The organism is Bacillus sp. NH11B, assembly GCF_001884205.1.
GTDB classification, from domain to species: domain Bacteria; phylum Bacillota; class Bacilli; order Bacillales; family Bacillaceae_G; genus Bacillus_A; species Bacillus_A proteolyticus.
Genome location: NZ_MAOG01000135.1, coordinates 58,781 through 67,419 on the forward strand (window position 1 = coordinate 58,781; position 8,639 = coordinate 67,419).

Below are 8,639 nucleotides of genomic sequence, written 5' to 3' on the forward strand. Positions count from 1 at the left end.
AGGGGGTTCATCCTCCACTGATTATTAGCCTTCACCAATCGGGCATTTACGGGCAGTTGACCTCTCACCTAACTTCTTCGCTCCAGCTGAATTTTGAGGTGAGAGTCTTACTGCCCGTTAATGCGGGGTAAAGTATTTCGTAAATTACGTTAAGAGGGATAAGATGAATAAATTTGAAACGATAGAAGAATTAGCGATATATATTGAAAAACAACAATTGGTACTTCTATTTATTAAAACGGAAAATTGTGGCGTTTGTGATGTTATGCTACGGAAAGTAAACTATGTATTAGAGAATTATGATTACGTAGAGAAAGTAGAAATATTACTACAAGACATGCAAGAGATTGCAGGGCGATATGCGGTATTTACAGGACCGACGATTTTATTATTTCATAATGGAAAAGAGATTCTTCGTGAATCGCGCTTCATTTCACTTGAAAATCTAGAGAGAACGATTCAATTATTCGAAGATTAAGGGAGGCTTTTATATGGAATTTATTATTGTCATACTATTATTTGTTGTAGTTGGAACGATCGTAACAGCAGTTCGATCAAACAAAAAGAAGGTAAATCTTACGAAACAAAATAACATTCATAATTCATCTAACAGTTCATCACCATTATTTTTCTTTGCTGGATCTGATAATGATAGCTCGCACGATGGAGGTTCACATGATTGTGGAGGATCTTTCGGTGGAGATAGCGGAGGCAGCTGCGATGGTGGTGGAGGTGGCGGTGATTGATGAGAATGCGTCCTATAGGGGGCGTATTTCTTTTTAAACAAACGTTTGATTAGTTGGCTTACCTACGCATAAAAACAATTAAACAAACGTTTGATTCAATATTTTTAACATACTAAGGGGAATGGAAATGAAAAGGGAGCCGAAAGTGAAAAATAAGGGGAAAGTAGTGTTATTTTTATTAGCTGCGGGAGGCGTATTCCTTGTCAAATTAGGATTTAAAATTGGAATAATACATACGATTCGAATTTGGTTTGAAAGTACGTTTTCTTAAATAAGGAATATGGCCTCTTGCGATAGAGGTTTTTCATTTGTTATTATTAGACTGAACGGTCGGTTTAGTGAGGTGTGAATATGAGAAGAAATGCAGAAGAGATAAAGAAAGAAATTGCATATAAAGCAGAAAGTCTGTTTTCACAAAAAGGTTATGCATCTACATCGATGGAAGATATTTGTGAAATTACAGGGCGAAGTAAAGGAAGTATTTATTATCACTTTAAAAGTAAAGAAGAATTATTTTTATTTGTAGTGAAACAGCATACGTATGATTGGCTAGAGAAATGGAATGAAAAAGAGAAGTTGTATAGTACTAGTACTGAAAAACTATACGGTCTCGCCGAATATTATGTAGAGGATATACAACAACCTATTTCGAATGCAATAGAGGAATTCTCTATGAGTCAAGTTGTAAGTAAAGAGATTCTGGATGAACTGTTAGCTTTAACTAGAGAATCATATGTTATGTTTGAGAAATTAATTGAAACAGGCATACAGTCTGGAGAGTTTCGTGAAGATAATACGCGCGATCTTATGTATATTGTGAATGGATTATTATCGGGGCTTGGAGTACTTTACTACGAGTTAGATCATAAAGAGCTAAAACGTATTTATAAAAAGGCAATAGATGTATTGTTAAAAGGAATGGCAGCTAAATAATAAGTCAGCTGCTTTTCTTACAAAACAAATTAGACTGAACGGTCGGTTTATAAAAGGAGGAATGAAAATGAACGCTTTATTTAAAAACCGAGCATTTATGCTCGTTATGGCATCTGATATTTTACAACAAATTGCAATTTGGATCAGAAATATGGCTCTTTTATATTTCATAATGGAGCGAACGAATAATGATCCGGTTTCTGTTTCTTTATTATCAGTTATGGAATATGCACCTATCTTTATTTTCTCGTTTATCGGTGGTGCGCTAGCTGATCGCTGGAATCCGAAAAGAACAATGGTTGCTGGGGATGTGTTAAGTGTACTGTCTATTATAGGAATTGTCTTGTTGTTAAAGCTGGATTATTGGCAGTCTATATTTTTTGCAACACTCATTTCCGCGATTGTAGGTCAGTTTTCTCAGCCATCATCTTCGCGTATATTTAAGCGCTATGTAAAGGAAGAACAGGTAGCAAATGCGATTGCATTTAACCAAACATTACAGTCGTTATTTATGATTTTTGGACCAGTGGTAGGATCGCTTGTGTATACACAACTTGGTTTATTTACATCACTATATAGCTTAATCATTTTATTTTTGTTATCTGCTATCGCTCTTTCATTTTTACCAAAATGGGTTGAACAAGAGCAGGTGGCGAGAGATTCATTAAAAAATGATATAAAAGAGGGTTGGAAATACGTTCTTCATACGAAAAATTTACGTATGATTACGATCACTTTCACCATTATGGGCTTAGCTGTTGGACTAACGAATCCATTAGAGGTGTTTCTTGTAATAGAACGCCTTGGAATGGAAAAGGAAGCAGTTCAATATTTAGCCGCAGCTGATGGAATAGGTATGTTAATCGGTGGTATTGTTGCTGCAGTTTTCACATCAAAAGTAAATCCGAAAAAGATGTTTGTATTTGGTATGAGTGTGCTAGCTATATCATTTTTGGTAGAAGGCCTATCTACATCATTTTGGATTACTAGTTTCATGAGGTTTGGTACAGGAATTTGTTTAGCTTGTGTTAATATCGTTGTCGGTACGCTTATGATTCAACTTGTACCAGAAAATATGGTTGGAAGAGTAAATGGGACGATTTTACCACTGTTTATGGGGGCAATGTTAATTGGAACTTCACTAGCTGGAGGATTAAAGGAACTAACTTCACTAGTTACTGTGTTTTGTATAGCGATGGCACTTATTTTATTAGCGATAGGGCCAGTTCTACGTATGCAAATAAAGAAAGAAGCTGTCGCTAATAAAGAGGAACTAACAAATTCGTTAGCTTCGAAATAAATATTTTAAGGGAGCAAAATTGCTCCCTTTTTCTTTGAGGAACTTTTGACAACTATATGAGCCAATTATATACTGATGTTGTAAAAATAATTTTACAGGTTAGGAGAAATGGTGTGAAAAATCAAATCTATGAATTACGCACTGAAAATAATATTTCACAAGGTGCATTAGCGGATAAATGCAAGGTTTCTAGACAAACGATAAATGCAATTGAGAATAATAAATATGATCCAAGCTTAGCGTTAGCATTCCGTTTAGCTGAAGTATTAGGAACAACTGTTGATAAATTATTTTTGTACAAGCAGTAGAGTCGTTCATTATAAGGCGCACCGTTAAAAATAAAAAAGATCCTCTTCTTATGAGAAGAGGATCTTTTCTTATAGCGTTTTAGTCTTTGGACTAGGTGGTGTAACGGATGTATTATTTTCTGGAACCCTAGTGAGTAAGAATCCACCGATAATAAATAATACAATAATACTAAGAACACCAGCGTTTGTTTTTCCTGTTAATTGTGTTGTGACACCTACTAATACTGGACCCATAATTGCCGCAAATTTACCAAAGATATTATAAAATCCGAAGAATTCATTTGCAGATTCTTTCGGTACTAGTTTTGCGAAATATGAACGGCTAAGTGCTTGAATCCCGCCCTGAGAAGTAGCAACTAACATTGCTAAAATCCAGAAATCAAGTGTCGTTTTTAAGAAATAAGCATATGTGCAGATAATGATATAAATAATAATACCGACATATAGCATTTTTTTACCGGTAAATGTTTCTGATAGTTTTCCGTATAATAAAGCGAATGGACAAGCGACAATTTGTGTTACAAATAAGATGATTAATAGATTAGTTGCACTAATACCGAGATCTGTTCCGTAAGCGGTAGACATAGTAATAATTGTATCGACCCCGTCAATATAGAAAAAGTAAGCTATTAGGAACATAAATACAGTTTTATATTCTTTAATATTTTTAAAAGTATCAGCAAGGCGCTTGAAGCTCATTGCAATTGGTCTTGGGTGGCGTTCAATATAGTGTGTTTGCTCTACATTTTTTAGCATTGGAATTGTAAATAACCCCCACCAAAGAGCTGTTATTGCGAAAGAAATTTGACTAGCAATTCCGACTGATAAGGGGATAGTTCCTTTTTGAGAAAGAATAATAAGAGCGATACAACCGATAAAAGGAATTGTGCTTCCAATATAACCTAATGCAAAGCCTCTTGTAGAAATTCGATCCATTCTATCTTTAGAGGTAACATCTACTAAAAATGCATCATAAAAAATATTTGCTCCAGCAAAGCCGACTAATGCGAGCATATAGCATCCTAGTAATAAGTACCACTGAGATGTTGGAACAACGGCTAGCATACTTGTAAATATAATACCAAGTCCAAAGAAGAATGTGAAAAATCGTTTTTTAAATCCTTTATAATCAGCAACTGTGCCGAGAATAGGAGCAAGTATAGAAATTAAAAGTGTAGCGAACGAGTTTGCATATCCCCAATAGGCTGTTGAAGTTGCACCAGATAGTCCAGCTTCTTTTGCAGCTGCTTTAAAGTAAATTGGAAATAATGCAGTTGTAATGACGAGCGAATATACCGAGTTCGCCCAATCGTATAATATCCAGCTTTTTTCTTGTCTGGACATTTTTTTCATATAATGTTCCCCCTTAAATTTGTTCTACTAACAGTGTACAAAAATAAAAATTATAAAAAGAGAAACAGTGATGATTTTTACATAAATTTTACATATATACACAGTTCTTTACAATTGAAGTAAATCCTCTACAATTGCGCCGTCTGTTTCACCTAAGTGCAAACCGAGTAACCTAGCGATAGTGGGACCTTCATCAATCAGTCTCATATACGGAATTGTAACGCCACTTTGAATGCCTTTCCCAGCAGCCATAAAAATTGTTTCATAGTTAGGTTTTGTCGGGGAATATCCATGTGTTCCAAATGTATATTTCTTGCTAGAAGTAACATCTTCTTTATTAATTTCTTTTATGAAATCACCTGTATAATTTTCAATGAAATAATAACCTTCCATGGCCTCTAGCATAAATAAGCAATTACCATCAGCACCACGTTCTTTTGCATCTTCATCGTGCAAAATAAATTCAATTCCGTTTTGTTTATTCTGAAGAAGCTCTTCAAGAAGAAGTTGAATCTCTTTAATCGTTTCAGTATCATTTTTATCTTTTACATGTACGTAGGCAGATCCATCACAGCTTTGACAATAAGCTTTCCAATCTAGTAACTTTCCACTTTTATTTACGGATATAAGTCCTTTTTGACGAAACAGGACATTTAATTGAATTGCTTTGTTTTCACTTAAAGCGCTATGATCGCCAAGTGCAATAATTGTACTGTCTTCGTATATCCCGCTTTCTTTTAATGCTTGAATAATTTTTCCAAGGCGTTCGTCGTGTCTGTGGATTGCAGCTATTGTTTCTTTAGACTCAAAGCCATGATAGTGTCTTTGAGTATCTAAATCAGTAAAATGTACGAACATAACATTAGGCTTTTTCGTATGGATTGTATGTACAGTAGAAGCGAGGACGAAATCATCAAGTTCAGGCTGTGACAGTCCATTTCGTATATGGCCGAAACGACGATTTAAATCTAATTGATATAGCGGACTACCGCTAAATAATGAAACTAAAATTTGATTTTGCCACGGTCTATTTGGAAAAATTTCTGGTAAATTGTAATCGATATTTGCTCTTCCAGTAACAGGCCATAAAAGGGCAGCTGTCGTTAAATTTGCTTTGCGTGCTTCATCGTATAAAGTTGTTCCTTTAATGGACTTTCGATACCAATGCCAATCTGGTGACTCACGTCCTGGTTGAAGTAATGTATTGCTGACAACGCCATGCTTATTAGGATAATTACCAGTTACGATTGTTGAGTGACTTGGATATGTTACAGAAGGATAAATAGGTTCCACTTTTTTTGCAATCGCACCCTTGTTTATTAATGTTTGGAAATTAGGGAGTTTTTGTAATATAGGAAAATCTAAAGCTGATAAACAGTCGAAAGATAATATGATGACATGATTTGTTAATGCTTTACTCATAAAATAGACCTCCTGATTATATAAAACCTATTCTTATATATTACTATTAATACCTGGTAATAAAAATATGTTTCTGAATAAAATTTATTATTTATTTTCAGAAAAATTAAACATATAATAATTATAAGAGAATGAATGTAAGGAGGGAATACTATGGATTGGCTAGATGGCTTTGGTATCTTTTACATCATTGGTGGAATCACTATTTTTCTTGTATTTGCTATTTCGTATTTACTAAAGAAACGGTTTCCAGACAAACAGTTTGATATTATATTTGCACTTAGTTTAATACTTCTTTGCTTAGCATCCTTTCCCGTTACAATGATGGTTATTGGTGGATGGGAAGGAATGGGATATGGATTTATTGGTTTCTTCGTTCTACTAGGTACACTTATCGGTATGATTGCACATCAACTTGTAAAAATCTCGCGAAAAAGCTACGTATAAAACTGCAAAAAATGAAAAGAATATATAATAATAAGAAAATTAGCTATTGTTTAAAAAAAGAATTTGTATTATGATAATCAACAAATTTATTTCGTTATAACGATGAAAAAGGATTAGTACATGTTCAACCTTTTTAGCAGAGAGAGAATCCGCCAGGCTGAAAGATTCTTAAAAAGGCAATATGGAACCTGCCTTTGAGTTCTGCATATGCAGCGGGAATTTCCCGTTATCAAGAAGAGAGCATATACAATTTTTGTGTATGAATCAGGGTGGTAACGCCGGCAAAGCTCGGTCCCTATTTGGGGACGCGGGCTTTTTTTATTGTCTAAAGGAGGAAGAAAGGCTATGGCAAAAGAACAAGTACAAGCCATTACAAAGATGGAAGAGGACTTTGCTCAGTGGTATACCGATATTGTAAAAAAAGCAGAACTTGTTGATTATTCAAGTGTAAAAGGGTGTATGATTTTACGTCCATATGGTTATGCATTGTGGGAAAATATGCAGAAAGTAATGGATGAAAAACTAAAAGAATCTGGTCATGAAAATGTGTATATGCCAATGTTTATTCCAGAGAGTTTATTACAAAAAGAGAAAGATCATGTTGAAGGATTTGCTCCTGAAGTAGCATGGGTGACACATGGTGGGGATGAAAAGTTAGCGGAGAGACTTTGTGTACGCCCTACATCTGAAACTTTATTCTGTGAGCATTTTTCAAAGATTGTGCAATCATATAATGATTTGCCAAAGCTATATAATCAGTGGTGTTCAGTAGTTCGTTGGGAAAAGACAACGAGACCGTTCCTTCGTACAACTGAATTTTTATGGCAAGAAGGTCATACAATTCATGAAACAGCAGAAGAATCTCAAGCTGAAACGTTAAATATTTTAAATCTATATGCTTCTTTCTGTGAAGACTACTTAGCGATACCAGTAATTAAAGGACAAAAAACAGACAAAGAAAAGTTTGCGGGAGCAAAGGCAACTTATACGATTGAAAGTTTAATGCATGATGGAAAAGCGCTTCAAACAGGAACCTCTCATAACTTTGGGACGAATTTCTCTGAAGCATTTGATATTAAGTTTTTAGATCGTAATGGTAAATGGCAATATGTACATCAAACATCTTGGGGTGTATCAACAAGAATGATAGGTGGACTTATTATGGTTCATAGCGATAATAATGGACTTGTAATGCCGCCGAAAGTTGCACCAGTGCAAGTTGTTATTGTCCCTATTGCTCAGCATAAAGAAGGTGTTTTAGAAAAAGCAACAGAGTTACAAGGACGTATTCAGAAGGTTGCACGTGTAAAAATAGATGCTAGCAATAAAACACCAGGCTGGAAATTTAATGAGTATGAAATGAAGGGCATTCCAATTCGAGTAGAAGTTGGTCCAAAAGATATTGAAAAGAATCAAGTTGTACTTGTAAGAAGAGATACGAAAGAAAAAGAGTTTATATCAATGGATCGATTAGAAGAGCGCATCCCATCATTACTTGAGGAGATTCATCATTCTTTATTTAATAAAGCAAAAGTATATAGAGATGAGAGTACTTATAGTGTGACGAATTTCGAAGAGATGAAAAAAATAGCTGATGAAAAACAAGGCTTTATTAAAGCAATGTGGTGCGGAGAACTAGCTTGTGAAGAAAAGCTAAAAGACGAAGTTGGAGTATCTTCACGTTGTATTCCGTTCGAACAAGAAGGTTTAGCTGACGAATGTATTTGCTGTGGTAAAGAAGCTAAGAAAATGGTGTATTGGGGAAAAGCGTATTAATGCTCTTTTTGATAGATGATGAAAAGGACTTTGGGGTGCATAATAAAATGCAATCCAAAGTCCTTTTTAGTTTTACAATTTGTTTCATGTATTTTTTAGATGGAATGATGTGTTTTTATTTTGCATTTTTACGGCGAATAAATAGTAACATACCGATTAGGAATGTTGAAAGTCCCATTAAAACAGATGCAGGATAATGTGTTGCCGTATTAGGTAACTTATCGCCTTGTTTTTTCGCGTTATCTTTTACATTGCCACCTTGAGAACCGTTGCCACCCTGAGAACTGCTATCGCCTTTAATACGGTTGCCGCCTTGAGAGCCGTTGCCACCCTGAGAACTGCTATCGCCTTTAA

At 34.9% G+C, this 8,639-nt stretch carries 11 protein-coding genes and 1 other annotated feature; of the genes, 8 read left to right on the forward strand and 3 right to left on the reverse strand.

Features of this window, described 5'->3' with window-relative positions:
* The first annotated feature begins 163 nt into the window (after positions 1 to 163).
* From BAU27_RS25655 to BAU27_RS25680, 6 genes are all read left to right on the forward strand, one after another.
* Positions 164 to 478, forward strand: coding sequence for a thioredoxin family protein (locus tag BAU27_RS25655; protein WP_071772393.1), 315 nt, complete (start codon positions 164 to 166; stop codon positions 476 to 478).
* A 13-nt stretch (positions 479 to 491) separates the two neighbouring features.
* Positions 492 to 746: a hypothetical protein gene (locus BAU27_RS25660; protein ID WP_016089474.1), complete on the forward strand. Its 255-nt coding sequence runs from the start codon at positions 492 to 494 to the stop codon at positions 744 to 746.
* 127 nt (positions 747 to 873) lie between these two features.
* Positions 874 to 1,017, forward strand: coding sequence for a histidine kinase (locus BAU27_RS25665; RefSeq protein WP_071772394.1), 144 nt, complete (start codon positions 874 to 876; stop codon positions 1,015 to 1,017).
* An 80-nt stretch (positions 1,018 to 1,097) separates the two neighbouring features.
* Positions 1,098 to 1,679 (forward strand): TetR/AcrR family transcriptional regulator, encoded by a 582-nt coding sequence (locus BAU27_RS25670; protein WP_071772395.1) that lies wholly within the window; start codon positions 1,098 to 1,100, stop codon positions 1,677 to 1,679.
* Positions 1,680 to 1,746: 67 nt separating this feature from the next.
* Positions 1,747 to 2,979, forward strand: a complete 1,233-nt coding sequence (locus BAU27_RS25675) for an MFS transporter (RefSeq protein ID WP_071772396.1) — start codon at positions 1,747 to 1,749, stop codon at positions 2,977 to 2,979.
* 56 nt (positions 2,980 to 3,035) lie between these two features.
* Positions 3,036 to 3,287: a helix-turn-helix transcriptional regulator gene (locus BAU27_RS25680; protein WP_083596166.1), complete on the forward strand. Its 252-nt coding sequence runs from the start codon at positions 3,036 to 3,038 to the stop codon at positions 3,285 to 3,287.
* 69 nt (positions 3,288 to 3,356) lie between these two features.
* Here the strand turns inward: BAU27_RS25680 and BAU27_RS25685 are convergent, their stop codons facing one another.
* Positions 3,357 to 4,640 (reverse strand): MFS transporter, encoded by a 1,284-nt coding sequence (locus BAU27_RS25685; protein WP_071747282.1) that lies wholly within the window; start codon positions 4,638 to 4,640, stop codon positions 3,357 to 3,359.
* A gap of 108 nt (positions 4,641 to 4,748) precedes the next feature.
* On the reverse strand, positions 4,749 to 6,062 hold the full coding sequence (locus BAU27_RS25690; protein WP_071772397.1) for an alkaline phosphatase family protein: 1,314 nt from the start codon (positions 6,060 to 6,062) through the stop codon (positions 4,749 to 4,751).
* A 153-nt stretch (positions 6,063 to 6,215) separates the two neighbouring features.
* On the opposite strand from BAU27_RS25690, the gene BAU27_RS25695 reads away from it, so the two are divergent.
* Both BAU27_RS25695 and proS read left to right on the forward strand, forming a co-directional pair.
* Positions 6,216 to 6,509 carry a YesK-like family protein gene (locus tag BAU27_RS25695; protein ID WP_071747284.1) on the forward strand — a complete coding sequence of 98 codons (294 nt, stop codon included), beginning with the start codon at positions 6,216 to 6,218 and terminating at the stop codon, positions 6,507 to 6,509.
* Between the two features lie 93 nt (positions 6,510 to 6,602).
* Positions 6,603 to 6,809, forward strand: a binding site (T-box leader).
* A gap of 45 nt (positions 6,810 to 6,854) precedes the next feature.
* Entirely contained in the window at positions 6,855 to 8,285 is a 1,431-nt protein-coding gene (gene proS / locus BAU27_RS25700) for a proline--tRNA ligase (RefSeq protein WP_071747285.1), read from the forward strand.
* 115 nt (positions 8,286 to 8,400) lie between these two features.
* Here proS and BAU27_RS25705 read toward each other — a convergent pair.
* Positions 8,401 to 8,639: LPXTG cell wall anchor domain-containing protein (locus tag BAU27_RS25705; protein WP_139254687.1), on the reverse strand; the 239-nt coding region annotated here is incomplete at its 5' end.

What these genes read in the sequence shown, in the direction of transcription:
- BAU27_RS25655 (WP_071772393.1), top strand. Translation starts at nt 164, where the DNA reads ATGAATAAATTTGAAACGATAGAAGAATTAGCGATATATATTGAAAAA.
- BAU27_RS25660 (WP_016089474.1), top strand. Translation starts at nt 492, where the DNA reads ATGGAATTTATTATTGTCATACTATTATTTGTTGTAGTTGGAACGATC.
- BAU27_RS25665 (WP_071772394.1), top strand. Translation starts at nt 874, where the DNA reads ATGAAAAGGGAGCCGAAAGTGAAAAATAAGGGGAAAGTAGTGTTATTT.
- BAU27_RS25670 (WP_071772395.1), top strand. Translation starts at nt 1,098, where the DNA reads ATGAGAAGAAATGCAGAAGAGATAAAGAAAGAAATTGCATATAAAGCA.
- BAU27_RS25675 (WP_071772396.1), top strand. Translation starts at nt 1,747, where the DNA reads ATGAACGCTTTATTTAAAAACCGAGCATTTATGCTCGTTATGGCATCT.
- BAU27_RS25680 (WP_083596166.1), top strand. Translation starts at nt 3,036, where the DNA reads ATGAGCCAATTATATACTGATGTTGTAAAAATAATTTTACAGGTTAGG.
- BAU27_RS25685 (WP_071747282.1), bottom strand. Translation starts at nt 4,640, where the DNA reads ATGAAAAAAATGTCCAGACAAGAAAAAAGCTGGATATTATACGATTGG.
- BAU27_RS25690 (WP_071772397.1), bottom strand. Translation starts at nt 6,062, where the DNA reads ATGAGTAAAGCATTAACAAATCATGTCATCATATTATCTTTCGACTGT.
- BAU27_RS25695 (WP_071747284.1), top strand. Translation starts at nt 6,216, where the DNA reads ATGGATTGGCTAGATGGCTTTGGTATCTTTTACATCATTGGTGGAATC.
- proS (WP_071747285.1), top strand. Translation starts at nt 6,855, where the DNA reads ATGGCAAAAGAACAAGTACAAGCCATTACAAAGATGGAAGAGGACTTT.